This is a genomic window from Streptococcus pseudopneumoniae (genome assembly GCF_001068775.1).
GTDB lineage: Bacteria > Bacillota > Bacilli > Lactobacillales > Streptococcaceae > Streptococcus > Streptococcus pseudopneumoniae_N.
In genome coordinates this window covers 49,411-75,380 of sequence record NZ_JWAJ01000099.1, presented here as the reverse complement: position 1 = coordinate 75,380, position 25,970 = coordinate 49,411, and the positions used below count along the sequence as shown (strand labels likewise).

Here is a 25,970-nt window from a genome sequence, read left to right as displayed (position 1 = left end):
AACCTATCGAAATCGACGCAAACGGTTTGGATTACGAATGAATTTGATTACTGGCATTATCAATCGTGAACTAGGATTCTAGTTTCGCAAGAAGTCTATTAATAATACTGACCCTTAGGATACAGTATACTCCTTTCTAGGAAGAATCCTTATTATCCCTATCTTTATTATAGGTCTACAGCAATTTATATTCAATTATTTATATGTGAAAGTAGTTTCAGAATTTGAACTTTAATTTTTTTATTATATATTGATTATCATTGAAAATAATGTACAAATTAATTTCTCAGATTAGAGGATATTAAGTACTAGAAAACATACAAAATACCACTCCAGAATAATGTACAAAACAAAAATAAAGTACACTCCTTAAAGAATGTACTTTATGCTTCTAATTCAGTTGTATCAATTGTTTAGCTCATGTTAAGTCAATTGTACATAAACTTATAGTTTTAGCTATACAATTCTAAAAAACGTCTAGATTCGCTAAGTGAATTATTGATCATTAATTTATTGACTTAAAAAATTTCTAAAGCTTCTACAGTTTATTAGAATAAAATATAAAAACTCGATACCATTATTTAGGAATCGAGTTTTGATTCATATGACTCGGTCTATCTTTTTAATTACTAATTTTAGACCAACTATATACGAGACATAATATAAGTTATGTAAACAACTAATCCTACAACAACAAATCTTTTACTTTCCCAATTTCACTTTTTGGAATAACTAGGTGAATCATATCACCGAGGTACATTCTGGTTGAACCGTTAACGGTTTGGCTCTTGCCATTATGGACTTGGGTTGTGATGAGTACGTTATGAGGTAAATTGAGTTCATGTACTTGCTTACCAGCTATTTTATCTGATACTGGAATTTCAATTAGGGTAACTTCTCCATCATCAGTTGCTGATTCAGGTAGCATTTTCTCCAGCATGGCTTCATAGACGGGTGTCCCTTTGAGCAGATCCATAACAATATAGGCAACTAGGGTCACCATCCCTAAAGGCATGAGATTGCGAATGTCACCAACCATTTCCGTCACAAGAATCATAGCTGTCAAAGGTGCTTTTGAGATAGCCCCAAAATACCCGCTCATTCCAAGAATCACAAAGATAGGGAATTGCTGCTGTGTAACGAGGCCAAGATTGACACAAATAACACCTACCAGGGCACCAAGTAAGGATCCTAAAGCTAAAATTGGCAAGAAAATACCACCTGGCAGTCCACTACCATAACTGATCATACTCCAGATAAAGCGAATAATAAAGTAAGCCAAGAGAATTTGAAAACTAAAATCCTGTTCTGTTAAGGATAAGACAACCTGATTTCCTCCACCAAGTATTTGTGGCAGGAATATTCCTACTGGAATGATAAGGAGAAAGGCTAGAATAGGATAATAGGCCTTATTCAGATGAATCTTTTGACCAATCCAATCATATACTTTTCCAACGTTAAGAACGGCTTTTTCATAGAGAAAACCTGAGAGTCCTAGAAAAATTCCCATAACCAGATAAATCCAATATTGGCTCAAGTCCATGAGAGGGATATTGTCCGGCATATCAAGTACAGGTGTTAAGCCAAAGATGAGAAGAGAAACGAAGTTTGCTACAAGACTAGCAGCCAAGGTAGAAACCCAGAAAAATCGTGAAAAATGGTGATAGACTTCTTCTACTACAAATAATAACCCCGCAATCGGTGCATTAAAGGCTGCAGCAAGTCCAGCAGCAGCTCCGCTAGCAATCAAAGAACGCTCCTCAACAGGGCTAGACTTGAGCCATTTAGCAATTCCTTTTCCTCCAGCGGCACCTAGCTGAATACTGGGACCTTCACGACCGAGCATGAGCCCACTCGCAATGGCCAAGATACCTAGAATGTATTTCTTCCAGAGGACACTCCACCAGTTGAGAGACATGAGACCTTTTAACTCCGCTTCAACTTGAGGAATACCAGAACCTTTGATATCTTTTTCTGAACGTGTTAATTTGGCACTAAGTAAGCAAATGAGGATATAAAACAATAAAATGATCAATAGATTCCGTATCAGATTCTCTTGGTCTTGATAAAATCCTTGAACGATATGAAAGCCTTTTTCAATCAAAAATCGAAATGATCCTACAATAAGTCCTACGACTAATCCAACAATAATACCTCGCCCTACTTGAGCTAAGATCGTACTGGACGCGAAGGCAAATTCTTTCTTGGAACTAAGTATTTGCGACTGTTCCTCCATAATTCTCTCCTTTAATTATCTTTTACTAGTTTCTGAAACGATCGTTTTAATCGGTTCAAAACTGGTGCGATGAATAGGTGTGACACCGTGCTTTTCAATTCCTTCTAGATGCTTAGCAGTTCCATAGCCAGCATTTTGAGCAAAATCATAGCCTGGAAATTCTTGGTCATAGTTAGCCATGATCTTATCTCTGGTAACTTTAGCTATAATCGATGCTGCTGCAATAGATAAGGAGTTGGCATCTCCTTTGATGATGGATGTCTGAGAAATCGGCAAGTCCAACTTCATAGCATCAATCAAGAGGTGCTCTGGTTGAGGCTCAAGCTGATAAATAGCTTCTTTCATGGCTAGTTTCGTCGCTTCGTAGATATTGACTTGATCAATGACTTGATTGTCCATAATCCCAATACCGATTGCTAGGGAATTATCTTTGACAGCCTGAAAAATCTCCTCGTGTTTTTTCTTAGGAATCTTCTTACTGTCATTTAAGCCTTTAATCTTACAATTTTGGGGAAGAATGACTGCTGCAGCAACAACAGGTCCAGCTAAAGGACCACGTCCAACTTCATCTACACCTGCAATTAAGCTAATCCCTTGTGCATAAAGCTCTTTTTCGTAAGCTAACATGCCTTCTAAGCGCAGATTTTCATCAATTTCAGCTTGAAGGGCTTTTTTCCGCTTTTGAATTTCTTTTTGGACACCTGAACGAGAATCTTTTTCGAATTCCTTAAACAAGGGACTTTCAAGTTCAGTTATCTTTGCTAATTCTTCTTTTATTTCTTTAATCGTTGCCATTGAGGTCTTCCAATGTATCTAATGTATAGTTACCTAGTTTTCCATCACGAACTTCTTTGACGAAGAGATTGTAAAAGCGATCATAATCATCACGGAAACCAAGGATACGAGTCATGTCCATGATAATTTCAGGAGCTTCATCGTCCAGATTCATTTGTTTAAAACGTTCTTGAAGCTTATCAGGGTAATGTGTTTTAAAGTAATTAAGCCCGAAGATCGTCACTTCATCCATTGGAAGCAATTGATCCTTGATCGCTCCGGTAAGAGCAAGTTTAAGGGCGACAGTTTCATCTTCAAATTTTGGCCAGAGAATCCCTGGAGTATCTAAGATTTCTAGATCCTTATTCGTCTTAAGCCATTGTTGGCCCTTGGTGACACCTGGTTTATTACCAACAACAGCAATTTTCTTACCAGCTAAACGGTTCATAAGAGTAGATTTCCCAGCATTTGGAATACCGATAATCATGGTACGCAAGGTTTCAATTTGGATACCACGTTCTCTTTGACGAGCAATCTTATCTGCCATAAGTTTCTTAGCAGCATCGGTCACGACTTTTACTGTTATTTGTTCTTTAGAATTGATTGCCAGTGTTTGAATGCCTTGTGATTCAAAGTGCTGACGCCATTCTTTCGTTTGAACTGGGTCTGCCAGATCTGCCTTGTTTAAAATCAGGAGCCTTGGTTTATCTCCTACAATTTTAGTCAGCATTGGATTTTGACTAGACAAGGGCAAACGTGCATCTACTAAAACTGTCACAAAATCAACAAATTTTAAATTTTCCTGGACCTGACGACGCGCCTTGGACATATGTCCAGGAAACCATTGAATAGTTGCCATTCTGTAAAATTCCTTTCTTTTATTGGATTTGTATCTATTCTTTCATATTTAAAAATTAAATAGATATCCTTTTTCTAAAAATAAATCACTATCTTTTATTATAACATGATTTCTCATATTTGACGCTTGATTCAATGCCGATTGTAAAATGTTTTCTAAGTCAATCAGTCACAAATTAAATTCCTCATTGTCTAAAACAATTGAAAAATAATAGTGTTCACCATGATCTTTAACATAGTTGCTGATATATTTTTCTGTTTGAAAAATGGATTTACTGCTATCAATGGTTGGATCTTGTTTCTCGTAATACCAATGATCATAAGTATGTTTCAATTGGCCATTCTTGTAGCAAAAAACATCCCCACCTAGTATAATTTGATTATTGGCTTTGAGATTATCAAGTAAGTCTGGGATTGCTGAATAATCATAAGCGTATGCATCAATCCCTGAGTCACGTAATTCAATTCCTCTTTTATTTGTATTCTCAAAATTCTGCTTCATAAAGTTCATTTCTCAAGTTTCTCTTGATAAGCAAAATCGATAACCACTTTGCAGTCGTTATCGATTTTAATGATTCTTAATCTTTTTCACCTAGCTGACTGTTGATTCTCATCATGATACTTGCAATTTTTTCTCCCCAGTATGGATCCGATGCATAAAGAACATTCATCCCTGACGCTTTATTTCCAAGGTATGTTCTGCCATTATCGATGTAATTTTCGCGGATCCACTTGGCTGCACCTAAGATACCCTTATCAACATCGTCAAAGCTTTTTGCTGAATCATATGGTGTTGTATCATAGGCTGCAATGCCGAAGAAGTTATTCTTATCCTTGGCAATTTTACTGCGTCCCCATGAACTTTCTATGGCACTATGGGCGATTAGATAGAGAGCGTTGATCTGATAACGTTCTTCAGCTTCTTTAAAGATTGCTCCCTTACCTGCCAGACGACTTCCTTTGATATTCATAAGAGAATAGACTTTATCTAATTCTTCAGCTGTGTAATTGGTTGGTTTTCTTAAATCTCTAAATAAGAAAGGATTTTCAACTGTAAAGTTTTCAAAGTTCATGCCATCAGCTGAATAGTATTTTTTACCAATTGCCATTGATGAACTATGAGGTGCTACACGAATACTTGCGTAAGGTGATAACTCATGGTAAAGATAATTACCATCCGTAGTATAGTGAGGAATGAAGTCACTATCTGAGCTGACTGCTACTAGATCACTCTTGTTCATATACCCTGAAAGGCCAGAAATTTTAACTGGAAGGCGACTGTCTTTGGCTTCAGTTCCATCAATCGATACAATACTTCCTTGCGAAATATAACTGAGCTTTTTACCAGAAGCGCTATATACATTTGCTGTAATAGGTTTTACTTTATAGTATGCTGCCGTATCAGAAATCCATTTTCCGTTACTTTGGAAAGTATAGTCTTTTCCATTAATGGTAAAGTTACCAGTTACATAAGCTCCGTCTTCTTTTAAGTAAAACCAAGCATTATAGTCCTTATCGAAAATCCATTCATTTTTGGCCATATAACCAAAAGATTTGAGATAGTAAGAACCTACCCATTGAGTTTCAGCATAGATGCCGTCCGACTTGAGGTAGAACCAGCTCTTGTATTTTTCATCGAAAATCCATTCACTTTTAGCCATAGCTCCACTATCTTTTAGATAGTATTTCTCTTTCCATTGGCTACTTAACATGGCGCCATCCTTATTAAAATAGTACCATGAACCACTGATTTTCTCCCACTTGTCGCGAATAATTTTTCCTGATGCTGTAGCATAATACCACTTATCTTCGAGTTTTATCCAGGCATTTTCTGCCATAGCACCACTACTTTTGAGAAGATAATCATTATAAATAGTATTGCTTAACATTGTGCCAGATTCATCAAATCGGTACCAAACACCAGCTATCTTTTTCCAAGTATTACGAGTAACTTTCCCGTTCTCAGTGGCATAATACCATTGGTTGTCAATTTTTACCCAAGAAGATTCTGCCATAGCACCGCTATTATTCAATAGATAATCATTAAAGATAGTGCTACTAAGCATGATACCATCTTGATTGAAATAGTACCAAACACCAGCTATTTTTTTCCAATTCGAAACTGGTTGATTATTCTCATAATAACGCCATTGGTTATTTTCTTTTTGCCAACCTTCTTTGTTGACTACCTCTACTACTGTTTCTTTTGAAGGTTGTTCTTTGGTCTCTGGAGTTTGAGAAGTTGCTTTTTCAGCTTCGCTTTGATTTTTCTTTTCATTGCTTACTGTATTCGTAGCAATCTTTTCTGATGATTGAACATTATTGGTAGCTTGAGAATCCTCGGCATAGACGGTCGTTTTTGCAAAACCTGCCATAGAGAGGGCAACTGTACTTGCCAGCAATATTTTTTTCATTCTTTTCTCCTTACAAATACCTAAATAGTGGATTTGATGTTTCTATATATTGTGTAAAAAACAGTAATTATCCACTATATTATACAATATTCTGTTAAATATAAAAGTAGTATCTTTCAGAAGAAAAGAACTTGTAATATTTTTAAAATATTTTAGAAATAAAAGTCAATAAAAAGTAGTCGAACATCAGCTGAACGACTACTTTTTTATAACATTATGCCTGACCATAGACTTCTTTGCGATTTGTTTTGGTTGCTTTAGTAGAATTCTTCCAAAGGTTTGGATTGATGAAAATAGTAATGATTGCTAGTATTGCAAAACCGATCCCAACATACCAGTAGGGTGTATCCAAGGTTGTAGAGCGTCCTGAAAGATTGACAATTCCTCGGAAAAGTGTACCCGCTGTAATAATCGCTACTGCCGAATTCCATAGATTTAGACTAATACGAGAGAAATGAGGGAGAACCTTGAGAAAGATTGCTAGTAGAATCCCCCCTACAAGAGGTGCTGCAAATAAATAGTGCATATGAACAGAAGTTTCTCCAAAACTAAAAGCTTCATAAATTCTAGAAAATGCAAAGAAGAAAATAGTGATTAGTGTATAAGAAATGACTGTTTTTTTAAACCGTTTTTTGCCAAAATTAGTAACCGATGTAGACAATGTCACTCACCGCCCTTTCTGAAATTTTGTTTCCACCAGTCGTTGGTTTATTGATAACCTGACCGTTGAAATAAAGTGTAGATGATCCACCGCCATCAAGATTGTAGGCAGTCTTTGCACCATAAGATTTCATGACTTCAGCTAGCTGATAAAGAGAGAGACCTTCACTTTCTGATGTACGTCCATCTGAAACAACGATGATATAGTGGTTTTCATCGATCATACCAATAGCTGTACGAGGATTTGAAGCCATTGCTTGTCCTACTTCTGTATTGGTATCAACTGCAATTTCACCATTTTCGACCAAAGCTGGTCCAAAAGCCAAGAGATTGACGACACCGTCATTTACTAGTTGCTCAGCTGAGATCTGATCTTCGTAAATAACCTTGAAAGAGCCGTCTTTATAAATAGCTAAGTCGCCATTACTAGAATCTTCACGAACAGTATCACGATAGACAACGCCATTACGGATAACATAACCTGTAGAGTTAGCACCATAGTAGTCCCCGTTTACTGCTAAAATGGCATTGTTGTCAGCTGCGGTTACAGAGGTTTTTGCAGTTACATTAGTTCCATAAGCATTTTGAGCAAAGGCAGTTTTCAGATAATCTGATGAGCTCAGAGTAATATCAGCAACGTAAACTTGTGTATTATTGACCGTCGTTTCAGACAAATTGACGGAAATATTGTCATCTTTATAACTAGAGTCAGTGACAGTAGCTGTCTTAGCAGCTTGACTTGCTGCTGCAGCATTGGAACTTGTGCTAGTTGTGGCAACTGTCGAGATCGTTTCAGCGAGGACAAAGGTCTTTAGCATGGAGTAACTAAAGGATCCTGTCAAGAGTAGGCCAAGAACTGAGGCGTAAGCATAGCGTTTCTTTAAAAATTTCATAATACAGTTGATGTCCTTTCCTTAAAGATGAATTTCTTCTGCACTGTCCAAGAGACAGCGAAGAGAAGGATGCCGACGATAACTTTGGCAATCAGAAGGTTGATTCCAAAGACTGTAAAGAAGAGACGAATCAGTAGCGTGTCTAAGACAAAGAGTCCGACTGCTAGACCAAAGTACCCCATACCTGTTTTTACAAGGCTATCGTCATTTTTAAAGACTAGTTTTTTATTTGTAGAATAGTTGAAAATAGAGCTAGTTACACGAGCGACTCCGTTTGCTAGAAAAATTCGTAGACTCGTAGGAACTGTCGGCAAAATCAAAATTGCTAGGGCGTAAACGACATAGTCTACAACAAAGCTACTGAGAGATGATAAGGCAAATTTAAAGATATTTTTATAAATCATGAGTCCGTCTTGGATTGGGCGGAAGTGTGAAGCCTCATTGTCATTAATATAGACAGTTTCAATAGGAACTTCTAAAATCTCGTATTCTTTCGTTGCTTCGAGCAACATGTTCATTTCATATTCGTAACGTTGGCCTTCAATCTTAAGCATAAACGGTATCAAGTTTGTAGTAAAAGCACGAAGACCTGTCTGCGTATCTGTTACTCCTACTCCTGTTTGAAGCTTAAAGAGAGCTTTGGTTAAGCTGTTACCAAAACGGCTACGAAGGGGAACTTTTCCAGAAAAGGCACGTACACCCAAGATTAGCTTGTTTGGATTTTCGGAAGCTTTATTAGCCGTGCGGAAAATATCCCATACCTTGTGCTGTCCATCCGCATCTGCTGTGACAACCGTACCATAAATGTTTTGTTCTTGGATATAAGTAAAGGCTGTTTTTAGAGCCTGCCCTTTACCTTGGTTCACTTGGTGACGAATGACAGTAGCAAATTGTTTTGCTTTATCAAAGATTTTTTGGCACTTTGATGAACTGCCGTCGTCTATGACTAAGATATGAAAATCACTCTTTTCGTGAATTTTTTCGATAAGTTTGATAAGTTTATTATCTGGTTGATAAGCTGGAATGACTATGTAGTTCATATCGATACCTCTTTCTTTGATGATGGTATAACTATACAGAACATCGCTTAAAGATACCTTATATCAGTTTTCTTTAAGATTCGGTTTAAAAAACTTTAAGCTTAATAAAGGACTTATCAATTAATGAAAAATATATTTTGAATTTTCAGATAAAAATAAATATACAAAAATCCCCAAACAGTAACTGTATTTGAGGATGAATCTTATCACAAAACGAGAGTACTTAATCTATCTTCTCTCTTAATCTTTCAACAAAGAGATAGGCTGCTGGACAAGTTAAGGTATTTTTAATAGTAAGATTATTGATTTGGTAAATCTTCTTACGGTCAGTATGTGGAAATTCACGACAGGCTTTGGGACGGACGTCGTAGATTGAACAAAGATTATCGCCTCCTAAGAAGGGACAAGGCATTGACTTAAAGACTTTATCACCGTCTTCATCTACTTGCAAAAACTCAGCTTCAAAGGCTGGCAATTTCATTTTAAAGTATTTTGCGATACGTGTGATATCTGCTTCTTTGAAGTCTGGACCAAGACTCTTGCAACAGTTAGCGCAGGCTGTACAATCAATTTCAGTAAAAACTTCTTGATGGATTTCAAGGGCAATTTTATCCAAATTTTTAGGTGCTTTCTTTTTCAGATTTCCTAAAAACTTCCGATGCTCTTTTTGTTTTTGCAAGGCTAGTTGGTGATAATATTCGATATCGATTTCTTTTGACATAGTTTCTTTCTATTTTTTTAATGTTGATACAAATACTTTAAGTTTATACATAAAATAAATTATGTATAATTGCTTTAAGACATAATTTTAATAAACATGAGTCTATCCATTCAGGACGAAAACTACCGCTATACTATCATTCTTTCTAAAAAAGGTTTGATGCAGTTGGTTAAAATGCCTTCTATCCAAGATTTTTGTGCGGACGATAGATTCTCCGCATCTAAACATTCCTTTAGAAAATCACGTACCTGATCAGGTGCTATTTCAAATTCAAAAGCCTTCATTTTGTAGAAAAAGTCAAACAAAGTGTTAGAGAGATAGTCAGTTGAAAATGGAATTTCTCCAGTTTTTCGATACATGATTAGAAGTCGGGAAAAGCGAGCTTTTTCTTCGGGTATATCCTTAAAATAAGAGTTAAGCAACCAGACTTGCTTTTGTTTTCTTTCAAGAGGATCTTGACTAGCAATGCGTTGATCCTTTTCGAGTTCTCTTTGGTACTGTTTTGATTTTAAAGAACGTTCTGCACGATTTTTACCGAAGAGAATCTTTTCCCACTGGCGCTCTTCTAGTGTCAGTGTTTCGCTCAGTCCAAAGTAATCTTGATAAGCACGTTCAGCTGGTCCCATTGCTAGAACTAGATTATCCGCATATTGTTTTGCAATCTTGTCTCGCTTCTTTCGTTCCTTTTCAGCTTTGATGCGAAGTTCTTGCTCATAGTCAATTTTTTCTTTTCCTAGTTTAACTAGATAGAGTTGATCGTCAGATTTTCCAAGTAGAAAGGGTTTGATAAATTTCTCAAGGACTTCTTCCATACGAGCTTTCTTCAAAGGCTCTGCCTTAGTCCAACTTCCACCTTGAAATACCTCCAAAAAGAGTTGATAATCCTTTTCTGGTGAGAATTGATTACCTCGATTTGACTTAAAAGCTCCCTTTTCCCATAGCCAGTTGATCAGTCGCTCATCAAAATCTGTTTTATTAACTCGAATGGCTTCTTTTTTCTGGGCCTTTCTTGTTAGATTTTCAAGCTTTCTGAGAAGTTTTTCCTCCTCTTCTAGCTGTTGATCTAGGCTAATTCTTTGGAAATGACGCACACAGTCACTCCCAATGGGAAAGAGACGTTTGCCAGTAACTCCGTTAAAAAGTTCATAAGCATACTTAATAGCATTACCGCAGACACAATTGCTTCGACCGATTCCATTAAAAATCAAGGAAACTTCACTCCATTCTTTGGTAGCTTGTTCCCAAGTATCGGCTTTAGATGCCTCTAAAACTGCATCATATAAGTTTTTTCTAACAGGAATGGACATGAGGTCTCCTTTCTTTTTAGAGTTTAACGACTTCTACTTGGTCTTTACCAAGTAGAATCAAATATTTCTCAACTGTTTCTATCTGATAAGAGCGAGATAGAGCCTCTGCATAGAGATCTAATTGTCCTCGATAGCGTTCAACAAGCTGACTAGCATGCTCATAACGGTCTGTCTTGTAGTCAAAGAGAGCAATCTTATCATTGTAGAGGAGATACCCATCTAAGATTCCACGGACAACAAAGTTTTCTTGACTTTTCTCGTCTCTTTTTAACATTGAGAAAGGCTGTTCTCGATAGAGTTTATCTTGATTTGCAAGAATCTCTTGACCTAGAGCTGTATCAAAGAAGGACAAAATTTTTCCTAGATTGATTTTGGATTTGACATCCGAACTTACTTGAACTTGCTCCAGAGCTTCTGTCAAGATTTCCAATGTAGGTTTTTTATCGAGATTGATTCGTTGCATGAGTTCATGGGTAGCACTGCCAATTTCAGCGCCAGTAACTTTCTTAGTTTTAGAGAAATCAGGAAGCTTGAATTGAACAGTGCTTTCTTTTAGTTGACTTTGACCAGCCACTACTACGCCTTCCATATCCATGACGGGTTCATAGAATTTTTTAATCTGACTTGGCGTTTGAACACTTGGAAGATTAATTGCTGCTCGGTGGACTTGATTATAGACTTCCACTTCTTTCAGCATTTCTAAAGCTTCCTTAATGGTATCAGATTGACGGTTATCTGCTTGGGATTGATCTTGAAGCTGGCTTTTATTTTCCAAGACTCCGATTACTTCCTTGGTTAAGTCTTCTTCACCCTCAAAACGTACAGTGAAGTGCAAATCCTCTTTCGTAAATGCTTGGTAAATGGCCCAAATCCAATCTTGGAAATTAGTAGCATCTAGTCTAGTTTCTCGAGTCAAAAGACCTTTTCCATTTGTCGGATATTCTTTAGACTCCAACTTTTCTCGTGATCCCTTTCCAACTAGATAGAGTTTTTCCTCAGCTCGCGTCATGGCTACATAAAGCAGACGCATGAGTTCAGAATAACTTGCTAATTGTAGCTCTTCCTCATTTTGAGTATAAGTCAAGCTTGGAATCGATAACTTAATCGTAGATGGAACATATTCCTCTTTGGCATTTGTAGCTACTCTAGCAATATACTTAAGCCCAAGGCCATTTTTACGACTTAGGATAACTTCAGACATGGAATCTTGCTTGTTAAATTGCTGATCAATATTAAGGATAAAGACATATGGGAACTCAAGCCCCTTACTCTTATGAATACTCATAAGCTCCACGGCATCCTTAGGTGGTGCCACAGCGACATTGGCAATATCATGCTGAGCTTCCAAGACTTGATCAATCATAGTTATGAAACGTGATAAGCCTTTAAAATTACTCTTTTCAAACTGATCGGCTCTTAGGGCAAGGGCGTAGAGATTTGCCTGTCTGGCCTGTCCATTTGGCAAAGCACCAACATAATCATAGTAGAAACGTTCGCTATAGATTTTCCAAACGAGGTCATAAAGCGAATGAGTTTTTGAGAACAAACGCCAAGCATCAATAGTTTCCATGAACAAGTCTAACTTTTTAAGTAATTCAGACTTGATTAAATCCTTATGGAGGCTAGTTTGTGCTTGAGCATTGACTAGTTTCTCATAAAAGTTTTCTTGAACCTTATCCTCAGATTTCTGAAGGGCTAATCGAGCCAATTCATCCTCGTCAAAACTAAACATTGGAGACTTCATCAGAGCTACTAAAGCGAAATCTTGAAGAGGATTATGGATGACACGAAGAGTATCCAACATAACCTGCACTTCTAAAGATTGCAAATAATTGTTTTGAGCGCCATCAGTTTTAACTGGTATCCCATATTCCGACAAAGCAAGTAAAACCTGGTCATTGCGACTTCTGCTGGCAGTCAAGAGAGCAATGTCCTTGAAAGGAATACCTTTATCATTATGAAGATGCAATATCTCCTTTATGACCATCCGCATTTCGCCAGTCAGTTTGTTGGTTGTAAGATTTTCTTCGTCATCAGTATCGCCATCTTCATTCTTATCATACAAGAGGACTTCTGCTGTATTTTCTGGATTTGATTTTAAATCAGTATTTCCGAAAACAAGTTGATGCATACCATCATAAGTAATCTCTCCAACTTCCTCGTCCATAAGATGTTTAAAGACGTCATTAGTAGCATTAAGAACTTCTGAACTACTACGGAAATTTTCTTTAAGCAGAATTAACTGAGCTTCTTTGCCATCTTGAGCAAAGCTATGAAATTTTTCATTGAAAATCTGTGGGTCTGCTTGTCTGAAACGATAAATGGACTGCTTAATATCTCCTACCATAAAACGATTATGACCGTTTGAGAGGAGTTCCAGCATTCTTTCCTGGATGTGGTTGGTATCTTGGTACTCATCGACCATGACTTCGTGGAAGCGTTCCTGGTATTCTCGACGAACCTGAGGGTAGTTTTCCAAAATATCAATCGTATAGTGGCTAATATCCGCAAATTCAAAGGCGTTTTCTTCACGTTTACGTTGTCGATAAGCTACAACAAAATCTCTCATGAAAACTTGGAAAGTCTTAGCCAAGTCCCAAGACTCTTGATGATATTCTTCCTGGAATTTCAATAAAGTAATTTGGTCATTTAATGCGTTCAGCTTTTCAAACTTGTCTTTTCTCTCTTGGTTGTACGCTTCTTTTAGAGCTTGGAGTTCAGCCTTGCGACTAGCATTTGTAAGAGCACGGCCACCCTTATCCTTAGAAATACTTACAACTCGCTCTAGAACTTCTTGATATTGATTAAAAGTTGATTCGTTGGTTAAAGCTCCAATTTCATCAAGAACTTGTTGGACAGATTCTAAGTAGGCTGCTTTTCCAAATTCCTTGGCATCATTCTCTAAATGGTAACGGAAGAAACTTTCTAAATCCCAAAGTTTTTCTTTTATAGCATCTGCGAGTTTTTCTTTGGAAACTGTAAAATCAGCCTCTTCAAAGCCTTTTAGAAAGGAATTTTCTAGCCAAGCCTGAGGATTACTTGTAGATTGCAAAAAGTCATAAATCATGTAGACCTGTTTACGCAATCCACGCGCATCCTTGCTTCTACCTGCAAAGTTCTTGACCAGCTGACTAAACTGTTCTTGTTCTTTACCTTGGTAGTGTTTTTCAAAAACCTGCCGAAAAACTTCGTTTTTTAAGAGGAGTTGCTCACTTTCATTCTGAAGAATGCGGAAGTTTGGTGCAAGGTCGAGAAGATAGCCATGTTTGGTTAGGAACTTCTGAGTAAAAGAGTCCATGGTCCCGATCGCAGCGTTTGGTAAATCAGCTAATTGTCTGCCGAGGTGTTTTTTTAGTTCCACATCTTTCGTTTCTTGGATTTGTTGGCTGATTTTCTTTTCCAAGCGTTCTTTTAACTCGGTTGCTGCCTTTACCGTAAAGGTTGAGATAAAGAGTTGGCGAATCTCAACACCACGCGCTAGTTGGTCAAGAATTCGTTCAGCCATGACAAAGGTTTTCCCTGAGCCAGCTGAAGCTGAAACAAGAATGTTTTGACCAGAACTATAGATAGCTTGAATTTGCTCAGCTGTTTTCTTGGGTTTCTTGTTAGACTGAGCTTCTGCTACTTGCAAGGCTTCAATCTCTTCTTGGGATAAAAATTTCATCGCTCCAACTCCTCTCTGATTTTATTAAACCATGCTTCCTTGGCATTGCTCTTAGCAACCTTATCTAACAATCTAGCCTGACCTAGATGGTAATTGGCTTCAAAACCTGTAATAGCTTGATATTGTTGAACATATGGGGCAATACTTCTGCCGTCTTCTGTATAGGGATTGATAGCAAATCTACCAGATAAAATCTTCTCTGCTGCTTTCTTATAGATAAGGGCGTTATAGTCCAGCAATAACTGGAATTCCTCATCAGACAACTGATAGGTCTTGTTCTTATTGTAAAGTTCCCCAAGGTTCTTTATCTCTTTTTCGAGAAATAGCCCTTGATATTTCATACTCTTAGTCGTTTCTGCTAAAGCCTTTGAAAGAGTTTTAACAGTTTGTAAGGACTGAACTGGCTCAGCCATCTCTAAATACATAGCACCAAAGAAGTCGGTATTTCCTTCTTTCTTAAGAGCAGCTAGATAGGTTGGTAATTGTGAATTAAGGCCGTTATAAAAGAGAGGGAAGTTAAACTGAGTTAGAGAGGATTTGTAATCAACAACACCAATAGCATCACTTGTCTTTAAGCGATCTATACGGTCGACTTTACCACGGACATAGACATTTCTGCCGTTTTCTAACTGAACAAAAGCTTGTTCCTTACCACCAAAGACTGCTTCTTCCTGAATTGTTTCAATTTCAGAATTGTGACGAAGAATGTGCCCAGTTGCACGAGCAACATCCAAAAGAACTTCCTTGATTAATTGGGCTTCCAAACTTTCTTGATAAATCGCTTGAAATTCTCGCTCTTGACTGGTTTCAGAGATTGCTTGCTCTAAACGTCGATCAAAGGATTCATCGCTCGGCATTTTCAATGCCCGCTCAAAAATACGATGCAAGAAATTCCCGTGACTTCTTGCATCCGGTTTAAGACGCAATTCTTCCTGCAACCCTAAGACATAACGAAGGTAATAGCTATATTCATTACGATAAAACTCTGTTAATCCAGAAGTTGATAGATAGAAATCCTGACCTTGAGGATACAAGGCATCTAAAGTATCTGCTGCTAAAGTCTTACTTCGTGGACTTGTAGGCAGAACTGGATTATCCAGACCTTTACCCTCCAACTTTTTACCCATAACACGGGCTAAAACTTTGACAAAGGTTAAGTCTTGCTCACTTGTTTCCATCTCACCTTGCTGGTGATAAGCAACAAGACTAGACAAAAGACTGTGATAAGAACCAATATCATCCTTTGATAGGTTTTTTCGATCGATTCTCTTTTCAATCTTGCTAAAACCAAAATCCTGCAATTCTTTCAGATAAACTGACTCTTTACTCTCATTTTCATTGAGTAAACTTGGTGCTGATAATACCAATTCCTTCCTAGCAGAATTGACCAAAGAAAGCATGGTATAGCGATTCTTCTTGAGATTCTCTTGACTTGCAATCAGTAATTGTGAACCTTCTTGAGTTGCTTGGTTTAGCACTTCTCTTTCTTCATCGCTCAAAAGACTAGTATTTTGGCTAATTTTTGGTAAGTGATCTTGAGTTAAGCCAAGTGCATAGATATAATCAGATGTCAAGGGTGCAATCAAATCATAACTTTGCACCAGAACAGTATCTACTGTTGCTGGGATTGTACGGTAATTTGATAAGGACATCCCTGAATGAAGAAGTGCCAAAAAATCATCTAAAGTAACCAGAGAACCTTCAAATACCGTAGCAAATTGCTCCATTACGTGGCAAAATGCTTTCCAGACCTCCTCTTGTCTTTCTTGTTCTGCCGCTTCCATTGTTTCAGATAAGATTTGCAGTTGCTTAGTCACAAAGGAATCCTTCAAAAAGTTGTTCCACTTTGTAAGAATATTTTCAGTCTTTTGCTTACGACTGGTTAATAAAGTTTCTAATGGATCTAGAACACGAACACGAAGCTTATTTAATTTTTCTAAATCAAATTTTCCATGATGATTTTTTGTAAATTCTTGTTTAAAGTTAGAAAGACCATCAATACCTAAATAGCGGATATATTGTTCAAAGCTATCGATTTCCTCTTGAGTAAGGTCGGTATACAATCCAGTGCGTAGGAGATTAATCAAATCTTCCTGACGGAAATTGTATCGTTTGAGACGTCCCACGGATTCTACAAATTGAGTCAAAGGATGATGAGCCATAGACTCACTTTTACCCAGATAGAAAGGGATCTGATATTGATTAAAAATTGTCTGCAAGGACAGTTTATAAGACTCTACGTCTCCTAATAAGATACGAAAATTTTTGTAGCTTAGTTCTGGATTTTGGTGCAATTTCTGGCGAATACTACGAGCAACTAGCTCCAGCTCTTCTTTTTGTGTCAGACAAGACCAGATTTGCAAGTCCTTTCTATCTTCGTCATTCACGTCTAAGCTGATTTTAGAAAAATCATAGGCACTTTCGAGAAGTTTTGACGCTTTAGCAAAGGCATCTTGTTTTTCATGTTCTTGACATGCATCTTCTGCCTTGGTCTGATATTTAAAAGCTAAATGACGTAAAAACTCAACACTGGCTTGGTAGAGGTTCCCTTCACTAAAAGGGCTATTATAGGCTTTCTTAGTCGCATATACGCCTATAATAATCTCAACACCCTTACGATGAAGCAAATCCACTAGGTGCTCCTCTTCTGCAGAAAAACGGGTAAAACCATCAATGATTAGAGCAATCTTACTAAAATCACTACTTACCTTGTTTTCTTCGATAGCATCAATCAGATAGGATAATGAACTTCCTTGTGAAACTTGACCTTGATTTAAATAAGCTGTTATCTTTTCAAAAATCAAGAGTAAATCAGAGCGTTTATCAGCATCTGTCAAACTTTCCAAGTCCAAAAAACTCATCTTTGCAGTTGAAATTTCATGATAAATCTCAATCAGTTGCTGGATGAACTGCGAATCTTGCTTAATAGCTCCGTAAACACGTAAATCCTTCGGATCAATCTCGGACAGACATTTGTAGAAAGCCATACCAAGACCGATATCATCGAGACTTGACCTCTCAGGAATATCATTTAAAACCAGATAACGAGCCATTTGGGCGAAGCGCGTGACTGTAATAGCAAAAGAAGCCTGCTGACTCAAGCACTCCAGCACGGCACGTTCCTTTTCAAAAGAAAGAGAGTTAGGAGCGATATAAAAGACTCGTTTGCCTTGGGCTACCAGTCCTTGAGCCTCCTTGGTTAGGATTTCTGTCAAAGAAGTCCGAATATCGGTATAAAGTAGTTTCATCTCTGCCTCATTTGTTTTTGTCATTACCTTTTATTATATCATTTTTTAAGTCAAAACAGATTGATATAAAGCCCTAATTTTAACCTGTCCCATATCAAAAAAGTCGGAATAAAATCCGACCTTTTATAGTTATTAACTACCAGAAAACAAGAGTACCCATAATTCCCAAAATGCAGTAATGTTGATCATGATATGAAGTAAAATAGGGTAATAGAGAGAATGAGTTTTTCGGTAGAGGAATGCTAAAATTGCTCCTCCACTTGCATAGGTGAAAAAGGCGAGTGGTGTTAAACCTGAACTGACATGCACATAGCCAAAGACACAGGCTGATAGCAAAACATCTCCATACCATGGTGAATCTTTCAGAAATGTATTCATCAGAACTCCTCGATATACCAATTCTTCTGTAATTGGTCCTAGAAGACAAACAATAAGTAAAAGATAAGGTAACTCTTGTCGCCCTGTCATCTCAATCAATTCATTTAAAGCGATTTGATTGGACGTTGCTGGGGTTAAAAAGGAGAACACAATACCTGAAAGATAACTGACTCCATAAGCAAGAATCAAATAAACTGGATATCTCCATTTCCACTTCAACTCAAGAATTTTCCTACCTTCGAATACTAGTAAATAAAGAATAGCTATAAAAGTAACGCTGAGCTCTAAAAAAGCAAGAATCATGAAATACTCTCGACTAGCAACTACAAACCTAGCTGAAAAGTGATTAAAAATCCACCAAAACCATGTCTTCCTATAAACGATTACTAATAAAGGCTAGTAAAATCTGTACTGCTCTTCTTTTCATGATAAGACCTCTGCTTTTTCTTCATTATCTCTATAATCTCAACTGCATTGCAAGTTTAGTATAGCATATATTTGCCAATTATCTTCTTCAAATCTTAAATTGTCATCCAAACCTCCTAAATTGACATAGTAATCCTTATTTCCTCCAAAATATGCTATAATATAGGTAAAAGACGAGAAAAGGAAATACTATGATTAAACTACTTGCTCTAGATATGGATGGAACTCTACTTAACGAAGCCAAGGAAATCCCTCAGGCTCATATTGACGCCATTCATAAGGCTATCGAAAAAGGTGTCAAACTGGTTCTCTGTACAGGTCGTCCCCTCTTTGGAGTTCTTCCTTACTACAAGAAACTCGGTCTTGATTTACAAAATGAATACGTCATCGTCAACAATGGATGTTCTACCCACCAAACTAGTGATTGGGGACTGGTTGACTGGCGAGAACTTAGCAAATCAGACATTGAATACCTGAATGACCTTGCTGAAAAGAGTGATGTTCAATTAACTCTCTTTGATGAAGAGCACTACTTCGTTCTTGGAGGTAAACCAAATCCTATCGTTCAATATGATGCTACACTTGTTTTCTCTGACCTGACTGAAATCTCACTGGAAGAAGCTACTAGCGGGAAGTATCGAATGTTCCAAGGTATGTTCTTAGGTACAAAGGAAGAAACAGATGACTTTGAACAACGTTTCTCTGAAGAGCTTTGTCAAAGATTTAGCGGTGTTCGTTCTCAACCAGTGATCTACGAAGCCATGCCACTTGGCACAACCAAAGCTTCTGCTCTTTCTCGTTTGGCTAAGATTTTGGATATTCAACCTTCTGAAATCATGGCAATGGGTGATGCCAATAACGACATTGAGATGCTAGAGTTTGCAGGGCTTGGGATTGCCATGGGAAATGCTAGCGACTATGTCAAATCTATTGCGGATGCTGTAACTTCTAGCAATGAAGAAGACGGTGTTGCACGCGCTATTGAGAAATATATTTTATAGAAAATAAGCCCAGTCAACTAGCGTTTCTAGCCAACTGGGCTTTTTATTTTTTAGAAACTTAAAAACTTTAGAAACACTTTAGAAATGCTTGACGATTCTTTGATATCTATGCTTTATACTAGAGTTATAAAAATAAAACATCTTAAAGATTAAAGGAGAAAACTATGAAAAAAGTCCTCGAAATCCATAGCTTGTCCAAACAATTTGGCAAACAACCTATTCTACAAGATCTTAGTATCTCAGTTAAAGAAGGAGATATCTATGGACTTATCGGAAAAAATGGTGCTGGTAAAACAACTCTGATTAAAATCATTACCCAATTATTATCTGCTGACCATGGAACTATTTCCCTCTTTTCTAGTCAAGGGTATAAGGAGTGCACGAAAGCCCTATCTCGAGTAGGTTCAGTCATTGAATCCCCAGTAGCACACAATCATTTAACAGCCTATCAAAATCTAAGGTACTATTGTACTATTCGACATATCCCAAATGCCGATCAAGTCATTCAGGAAACATTAAAGTATGTGGGGTTAACAGATACAGGTAGAAAAGTTTTTCGAGATTTCTCTCTTGGAATGAAACAACGCCTAGGCATTGCGATTGCCCTACTATCAAAACCGGACTTCCTCATCCTTGATGAACCTATCAATGGACTTGACCCAATCGGTATCAAAGAGTTTCGTCAAATGATTCAACGTCTGAATCAAGAACTAGGAATAACAATTCTCATCTCTAGTCATATCTTGTCAGAACTCTACCTGGTTGCCAATCGCTTTGGAATTTTAGACCAAGGGAAAATCATTCGAGAAATCAGTAAGGCCGAATTTGAGACACTTAATGAAGACTATATCGTTCTAAAAACAATTGACAAAGAAAAAGCTAGTCAAATCTTAAAAGACAAAGTGCATCTTGAATTTAAAGTTGTTAATTCTGACAATGAGATTCATATTTTTAGTCATGAACAAGATATCAAACGCATTCTCAAAGAACTTACGCTAGCAGATGTCGCTGTGGATGAGATTTACTATGCTCGTCAAAATCTTGAAGAATACTTCACACAATTAGTAAAATAGGAGGAAGTTCATGATACATACAATTCAAGCAGACTTTTACCGTCTTTTCCGTTCCAAAGGTTTTTGGATTACAGAGATTGTTCTCTTTGCACTCATGTTAATGGGAGCTACTATCGGGGCTACAGGACATCTAATGTCAGTTGATACAACACCTCCAGAAACTGAACTTCCAAGTAAAGGCTGGGATGGTATTCAAGCCCTGATTAACGCATCTAGTCAAGGTTCAAACCTAGTTTTCCTCTGCATTATCCTTGCTTGCTTAGTTCTAGGAGTTGACCTAATCGGTAAACTCTATAAAAATAGTTTGACAGTGGGTGTTTCTCGTACAGAATTCTTCCTAGCCAAGTCTGTAGTATTAGCAAGTATCGCTCTAATGCAAATTCTTATTAGTCTGGTTATTGCTTTTGTACCAGCAACTATCCTAAACGGGGTAGGAACGATGCCAGAAGGATTTATTGGCAATCTCCTTCTAACGATTGGTCTTCAATTTCTCTGCCTTCTTGCTTGGCTTTCCATTATTTCTTTCATTCTCTATGTGACTCATTCCTATTTGGCTGTTTTCATTGGCTATTTAATCAGTTCTATCTTACTTTCAACGCCGATGCTTATCTTTCCAGATATCGAGATTTTACGCTATTTATCCTTAAATGTTGCCTATGCCATGACTGCCTCTAGTCAAGCTGTTCTATACACCATTATCGTTACAGTTACTGTTATTCTATTCTTTACCATTAGTGGACTTGCTGTTTTCAAAAAGAAAAGCTTATAAAAATGACCTCCTCTGTTCAAAAAGAGGAGGTTCCTTGTTTTAAAAGAGTATCTTAACTGTAAACCAGGCACCGTCTGTACTTAGTTGTAGTTCTGCTCCAAGGAGATGGGATAGTTCTTCAGTAATATAAAGACCTAAACCAGAGGATTCTTCTGTATCTGAGAGATTTTCAGAGTAAAATCGCTGACTGAGATTTTCAATTTTGCGAATGGGTTGTTTAACCAGATTAGCAATTTCCAAACAGATATGATTGTCCACTTCCTTCAGAGAAAATCTCGCTTCATCCTTCCCATGTTTTAAAACATTGCCAATGAGATTTTGTAACATACGGTCTAATAAATCCGAATCTGTCAGTAAATACAAACCAGATTCTACTTGAAAATCAAGGTCAATCTTTGTCGTTTGAAAAGAATCATAATAGGTTAGTAATTTTTGCGTCATAAATGTCGAGACTTCTAACTCAGATAAGTCAGGTTTAACTGCTCCCTCCATTAACCGACGATAGTCCAAAAGAGCTTCTAGACGTTTTGAAACTTGATTAAGATGATGGGCAATTTTTTTCAAACTCTCAGACTCAGGATTTTCTGTTTTAAGCAATTGCTGAGTATAGCCTGACGCAATCGTTAAAGGCGTCCGAATATCGTGGGCAATATTGCTAATAGCCATGTCTAAAGTCTGTTTTTCACGCTTCATAATCAAGCGTGACTGCTCAACTTCTTGAAAGAGATGATCGATTTGCTGGTAAAGATGTAAAAAATCCTTGGAGAACGTTGATACTCCGATTCTCTTCATACTTCCAGTCAGAATCTTATCTTCAATCTGTTGGCTCAAGTTAACGAGTGCTAGATGATAGCGAATCAACCATATCGTCAATAGGATAATGACCAGCACTAGCAAAGATAGTAAAATGTAGATCATTGCTCATCTCCTTTTAACCGAACACCAACTCCCCAGATAGTTTCAATATACTCTTGCTCTGGATCCAGTTGGCCTAATTTTTTACGGAGATTACTTAAATGAGTGTTGAGAGTATTATCGCCTGGTAAATAAGTATCCTCCCAGACCAATTCATAGAGTTCTTCTTTCGTGAAAATTTTCTTAGGATGTCCCAGTAAGGTTTGGAGAATCAAACATTCTTTCTTAGCTAGGCGAATAGTTTCCTGGCTATTTTTGATTTCAAAACTATCTGCATCAAACTGAATATTTTTTAACTGTTGAATCAACTTGTCAGGATGTTCGATTTCAGCTGATTGCTTATCACTATTTTGACGTAATTGAACCGTAACCCTAGCAAAAACTTCATCCAAATCAAAAGGCTTCGTAATATAATCATTAGCACCATCTAAGAGATATTGACTGATGAGCTTTTTATCGCTTAGGGCAGTTAGCATGATGACAGGTACTGAACTAGCTTGTCTAATGGCTTTTAAAACCTGATCGCCATTTTTTCCAGGAAGCATAATATCTAACAAGATTAGATCAATGCCGCCTTGCTCAAAACGAATCATTCCTTCAGTACCAGAAAAAGCTTGAATCACCTCATGTTCCTCAGAAAGAAGAGTTCTCAAAATTTCTTGAATCTCATTATTATCTTCAATGATAAGTATTCTAGCCATAAACACCAACCTTTCTAATAGTATTATATCATGTTTTTTTAGGAATTTTGGATAAAGAAAAAATCTCCCTCATAACTAGATACGAAGAAGAGTTTACTTTATGTTTTAGAATAAAGCTGTCAATGCGGTAATAATCCCAAAAACAATACCTGGTGCATTGGCTGCTGCCAAAGGAATATCTCGTTCTTTTTTAAAGAGTCCGTAGTATACCCAAAGACTGCAGTTAATTGCAGCTACTGCTGGTTGGATAAAGTTTCCTTTTTGACCCGCAAGGTTGTTCATAATTTGTGGAATATATGAGATATACATCATAACAGACATAAAGGTTGCAATCCAACCTAATGTTTTCATTTGTTTTTCACTCATTTTCTTCTCCTTTCAAAAACAGTCTCAATTATACACTATTTTTAAAATCGTGTGAGCAAAAAAACTTTTTGTTAAGAAAATGTAAATTATCACAATCTTGTGATAAGAGGAACAGAACCCCCCCTTGTTATTTCTATAGGGAATCTTATTCATTTAAAAAACTTACTTCTTCTCAATCGGTGCTACACTGGCTAAAAGTTTTTTGAGGCCGACATCTGGGAAATTGATTTTCAATTCCTGAGTAGCTCCACTTCCTGAAACTTCTAGAACAGTTCCTTGACCCCACTTCTTATGAAGGGCAATATCACCAATTGACCAGCTGGTTTCACTTGAAATTGATTTTGATCCAGCAGCAAATTGTCCAAAAGGTAGTCCTTTTGATTCAATGGATCTTGGTGCTGCATTGCGTTTACGATCTTGTAGAGCTTGAGCTAGACTCATGCCTTGACCAAAGGCGACACCACCACTGCTATAAGATGCTTTGAAGCTACTATTAGCTGGACGCGCCAAACCTTGATAAGTTAACAAATCTGAACTAATCTCATTGATAAAGCGTGTTGGGCGATTATAGTTCGTTCGACCAAACAGCAAGCGTGAGTTAGCATTAGTCAGATAGAGAATTTTCTCTGCGCGCGTGATACCAACATAGGCTAGACGGCGTTCCTCTTCCAATTCATCCATGTCTTCTGCTGCACGACTAAGTGGAAAGACATTTTCTTCCATCCCAATCAAGAATACAACTGGAAACTCCAGTCCCTTGGCAGCATGGAGCGTCATCAAGGTTACTTCTGATGTTTCCTGACTGCCAGAGTCTGTATCTGCAATCAAGGCAAGATCATTCAAGAATCGACTGAGTTTATCCAGTCCAGTTTCTTCTTCTTGATTATCTGGATTATCATCGAAATTCTTAGTAACAGAAAGGAACTCCTCGATATTTTCAACCCGAGCCTTGCTTTCCAAAGTCGCCTGGGCATTGAGAATATCCACGTAGCCTGTCTTTTCTAAGACTGCTTCTACTAACTCAGTAATGCTTAATTGGTCCAGTTGCTCCCGTAAATCCAGTATCATATTGGCAAAATCCCAGATCGACTGAGCTGCCTTACCTTTTATCCCTGATAACATGATGTTAGCTGAAGCATCTAGCATGGACATATTTTGTACGTTGGCAAAGTCACGAATTTTCTCTACTGTTCCAGGGCCAATGCCACGTTTAGGTTCATTGATGATGCGTTCAAAACTGATATTGTCACTCAAATTGGCAATGAGATTCAGATAAGCGATAATATCACGAATTTCCTTACGGCTGTAGAATTTTGTTCCACCTACCATGGTATAAGGAATATTGGACTTAAGCAAAGCTTCTTCAATAGTACGAGATTGGGCATTAGTACGGTAAAGAACTGCAAAGTCCTTGTGGAGGAAGTTTTGGCTTCGACCAAGTTCATCGATGGTTTTGGCTACAAAGACAGCCTCGTCTTGTTCATCATTAGCACGATAGTAGACAATCTGTTCCCCATCAGCATTTTGAGTCCATAGATTCTTAGGTCGACGATTTTTATTGTTTTTGATGACATCGTTAGCTGCTTGGAGGATGGTCTTGGTTGAGCGGTAATTTTCCTCCAATAAAACAACCTTGGCTTGAGGATAATCCTTCTCAAAATCCAAGATATTCTGCATATCAGCACCACGCCAACCATAGATAGACTGGTCAGCATCCCCAACTACGCAGATATTTTGGAAACGAGAAGCCAAGAGTTTAACGAGTTGATACTGAGCATGGTTGGTATCTTGATACTCATCAACATGAATGTACTGGAACTTCTGTTGGTAATAAGTCAAAACATCGGGATTTTGATCAAAGAGACGCAAGGTCAACATGATCAAGTCATCAAAGTCCACCGACTCTGACTGACGAAGTTCTTTCTGATAGGCCGTATAACACTTTGCTACAATTTGAGTGTACATATCTCCTGCCTGGGCAGCATAAGCAACATCGTCAATCAGATCATTCTTAGCATTGGAAATGGTTCCCAAAATAGTGCGTTCATTCCATTTTTTAGGATCCAAGTTTAACTGCTTGAGGATGCGTTTCATGAGCGTTCGCTGCTCTCCAGGATCCACAATCGTGAAATTGCGATTATAGCCAATATGATCCGCATCGCGACGTAGGATACGGACGCACATAGAGTGGAAGGTCGCAATCAAACAATCCTGAGTAGCTGGATTGAGTCCATAAGCACGCTCCTTCATTTCACGCGCCGCTTTATTGGTAAATGTAATGGCCAAGATATTCCATGGGTTGACCATCTTTTCATCAATTAAATAAGCAATACGGTGGGTTAAAACACGAGTCTTACCAGATCCCGCCCCCGCCATGATCAGCAAGGGTCCTTCTGTGGTTTGAACGGCCTCGGCTTGACGGTCATTCATTCCCTTTAATAATTCGTTCATTTTCTCTTCCTTATTCTTCAAGTCAATGTTTCTATTATATCAAAAAAGTTTGAAAATAACTTTTCTTAGGAGCCT

The 25,970-nt window shown here is 37.6% G+C and carries 19 protein-coding genes and 1 pseudogene; 3 read left to right on the top strand and 17 right to left on the bottom strand.

Features of this window, described 5'->3' with window-relative positions:
* Nucleotides 1-685: 685 nt before the first annotated feature.
* From ADF68_RS05595 to ADF68_RS11220, 13 genes and pseudogenes are all read right to left on the bottom strand, one after another.
* The gene (locus ADF68_RS05595; RefSeq protein WP_049548963.1) at nucleotides 686-2,236 is read right to left on the bottom strand and encodes a ClC family H(+)/Cl(-) exchange transporter; all 1,551 of its coding nucleotides are present in this window, start codon (nucleotides 2,234-2,236) and stop codon (nucleotides 686-688) included.
* Between the two features lie 15 nt (nucleotides 2,237-2,251).
* A complete protein-coding gene (locus ADF68_RS05590) occupies nucleotides 2,252-3,031 on the bottom strand; it encodes a ribonuclease HII (RefSeq protein ID WP_049548962.1) in 780 nt (259 codons plus the stop codon).
* Entirely contained in the window at nucleotides 3,018-3,869 is an 852-nt protein-coding gene (gene ylqF, locus ADF68_RS05585) for a ribosome biogenesis GTPase YlqF (protein WP_049548961.1), read from the bottom strand. The genes ADF68_RS05590 and ylqF overlap by 14 nt, the downstream gene beginning before the upstream one ends.
* Before the next feature lie 168 nt (nucleotides 3,870-4,037).
* The gene (gene imm40 / locus ADF68_RS05580) at nucleotides 4,038-4,370 is read right to left on the bottom strand and encodes an Imm40 family immunity protein (protein WP_049548960.1); all 333 of its coding nucleotides are present in this window, start codon (nucleotides 4,368-4,370) and stop codon (nucleotides 4,038-4,040) included.
* Between the two features lie 76 nt (nucleotides 4,371-4,446).
* Nucleotides 4,447-6,282, bottom strand: a complete 1,836-nt coding sequence (locus tag ADF68_RS05575; RefSeq protein ID WP_049548959.1) for a glucosaminidase domain-containing protein — start codon at nucleotides 6,280-6,282, stop codon at nucleotides 4,447-4,449.
* Nucleotides 6,283-6,496: 214 nt separating this feature from the next.
* Nucleotides 6,497-6,943 (bottom strand): hypothetical protein, encoded by a 447-nt coding sequence (locus tag ADF68_RS05570; RefSeq protein WP_049548969.1) that lies wholly within the window; start codon nucleotides 6,941-6,943, stop codon nucleotides 6,497-6,499.
* Nucleotides 6,924-7,835 (bottom strand): phosphodiester glycosidase family protein, encoded by a 912-nt coding sequence (locus tag ADF68_RS05565; protein ID WP_049548958.1) that lies wholly within the window; start codon nucleotides 7,833-7,835, stop codon nucleotides 6,924-6,926. The genes ADF68_RS05570 and ADF68_RS05565 overlap by 20 nt, the downstream gene beginning before the upstream one ends.
* Nucleotides 7,832-8,875 carry a bifunctional glycosyltransferase family 2/GtrA family protein gene (locus tag ADF68_RS05560; RefSeq protein WP_049548957.1) on the bottom strand — a complete coding sequence of 348 codons (1,044 nt, stop codon included), beginning with the start codon at nucleotides 8,873-8,875 and terminating at the stop codon, nucleotides 7,832-7,834. Before ADF68_RS05560 ends, ADF68_RS05565 begins: the two co-directional genes overlap by 4 nt.
* Before the next feature lie 223 nt (nucleotides 8,876-9,098).
* The gene (locus ADF68_RS05555; RefSeq protein ID WP_049509707.1) at nucleotides 9,099-9,596 is read right to left on the bottom strand and encodes a YkgJ family cysteine cluster protein; all 498 of its coding nucleotides are present in this window, start codon (nucleotides 9,594-9,596) and stop codon (nucleotides 9,099-9,101) included.
* 128 nt (nucleotides 9,597-9,724) lie between these two features.
* Nucleotides 9,725-10,903, bottom strand: a complete 1,179-nt coding sequence (locus ADF68_RS05550; RefSeq protein WP_049548956.1) for a hypothetical protein — start codon at nucleotides 10,901-10,903, stop codon at nucleotides 9,725-9,727.
* A gap of 16 nt (nucleotides 10,904-10,919) precedes the next feature.
* A complete protein-coding gene (gene addA / locus ADF68_RS05545; protein ID WP_049548955.1) occupies nucleotides 10,920-14,567 on the bottom strand; it encodes a helicase-exonuclease AddAB subunit AddA in 3,648 nt (1,215 codons plus the stop codon).
* Nucleotides 14,564-17,815 (bottom strand): ATP-dependent nuclease subunit B, encoded by a 3,252-nt coding sequence (rexB, locus tag ADF68_RS05540; RefSeq protein ID WP_049548968.1) that lies wholly within the window; start codon nucleotides 17,813-17,815, stop codon nucleotides 14,564-14,566. The genes addA and rexB overlap by 4 nt, the downstream gene beginning before the upstream one ends.
* A gap of 132 nt (nucleotides 17,816-17,947) precedes the next feature.
* Nucleotides 17,948-18,620 (bottom strand): annotated as a pseudogene (locus ADF68_RS11220) (CPBP family intramembrane glutamic endopeptidase).
* A 190-nt stretch (nucleotides 18,621-18,810) separates the two neighbouring features.
* Between ADF68_RS11220 and ADF68_RS05530 the strand changes: the two are divergent.
* The 3 genes from ADF68_RS05530 (at nucleotide 18,811) to ADF68_RS05520 (ending at nucleotide 21,462) form a co-directional block, all read left to right on the top strand.
* Nucleotides 18,811-19,620, top strand: coding sequence for a Cof-type HAD-IIB family hydrolase (locus ADF68_RS05530; protein ID WP_049548954.1), 810 nt, complete (start codon nucleotides 18,811-18,813; stop codon nucleotides 19,618-19,620).
* Nucleotides 19,621-19,784: 164 nt separating this feature from the next.
* Nucleotides 19,785-20,693, top strand: coding sequence for an ATP-binding cassette domain-containing protein (locus tag ADF68_RS05525; protein WP_049548953.1), 909 nt, complete (start codon nucleotides 19,785-19,787; stop codon nucleotides 20,691-20,693).
* 10 nt (nucleotides 20,694-20,703) lie between these two features.
* The gene (locus tag ADF68_RS05520; protein WP_049548952.1) at nucleotides 20,704-21,462 is read left to right on the top strand and encodes an ABC transporter permease; all 759 of its coding nucleotides are present in this window, start codon (nucleotides 20,704-20,706) and stop codon (nucleotides 21,460-21,462) included.
* Nucleotides 21,463-21,501: 39 nt separating this feature from the next.
* On the opposite strand, the gene ADF68_RS05515 is transcribed toward ADF68_RS05520, so the two are convergent.
* From ADF68_RS05515 to pcrA, 4 genes are all read right to left on the bottom strand, one after another.
* Entirely contained in the window at nucleotides 21,502-22,380 is an 879-nt protein-coding gene (locus ADF68_RS05515; protein WP_049548951.1) for a sensor histidine kinase, read from the bottom strand.
* Nucleotides 22,377-23,078: a response regulator transcription factor gene (locus ADF68_RS05510; RefSeq protein ID WP_049548950.1), complete on the bottom strand. Its 702-nt coding sequence runs from the start codon at nucleotides 23,076-23,078 to the stop codon at nucleotides 22,377-22,379. The genes ADF68_RS05515 and ADF68_RS05510 overlap by 4 nt, the downstream gene beginning before the upstream one ends.
* A 105-nt stretch (nucleotides 23,079-23,183) precedes the next feature.
* Entirely contained in the window at nucleotides 23,184-23,444 is a 261-nt protein-coding gene (locus tag ADF68_RS05505; RefSeq protein WP_045614887.1) for a SemiSWEET family transporter, read from the bottom strand.
* 162 nt (nucleotides 23,445-23,606) lie between these two features.
* A complete protein-coding gene (pcrA, locus tag ADF68_RS05500; protein ID WP_049548949.1) occupies nucleotides 23,607-25,895 on the bottom strand; it encodes a DNA helicase PcrA in 2,289 nt (762 codons plus the stop codon).
* Nucleotides 25,896-25,970: the final 75 nt, after the last annotated feature.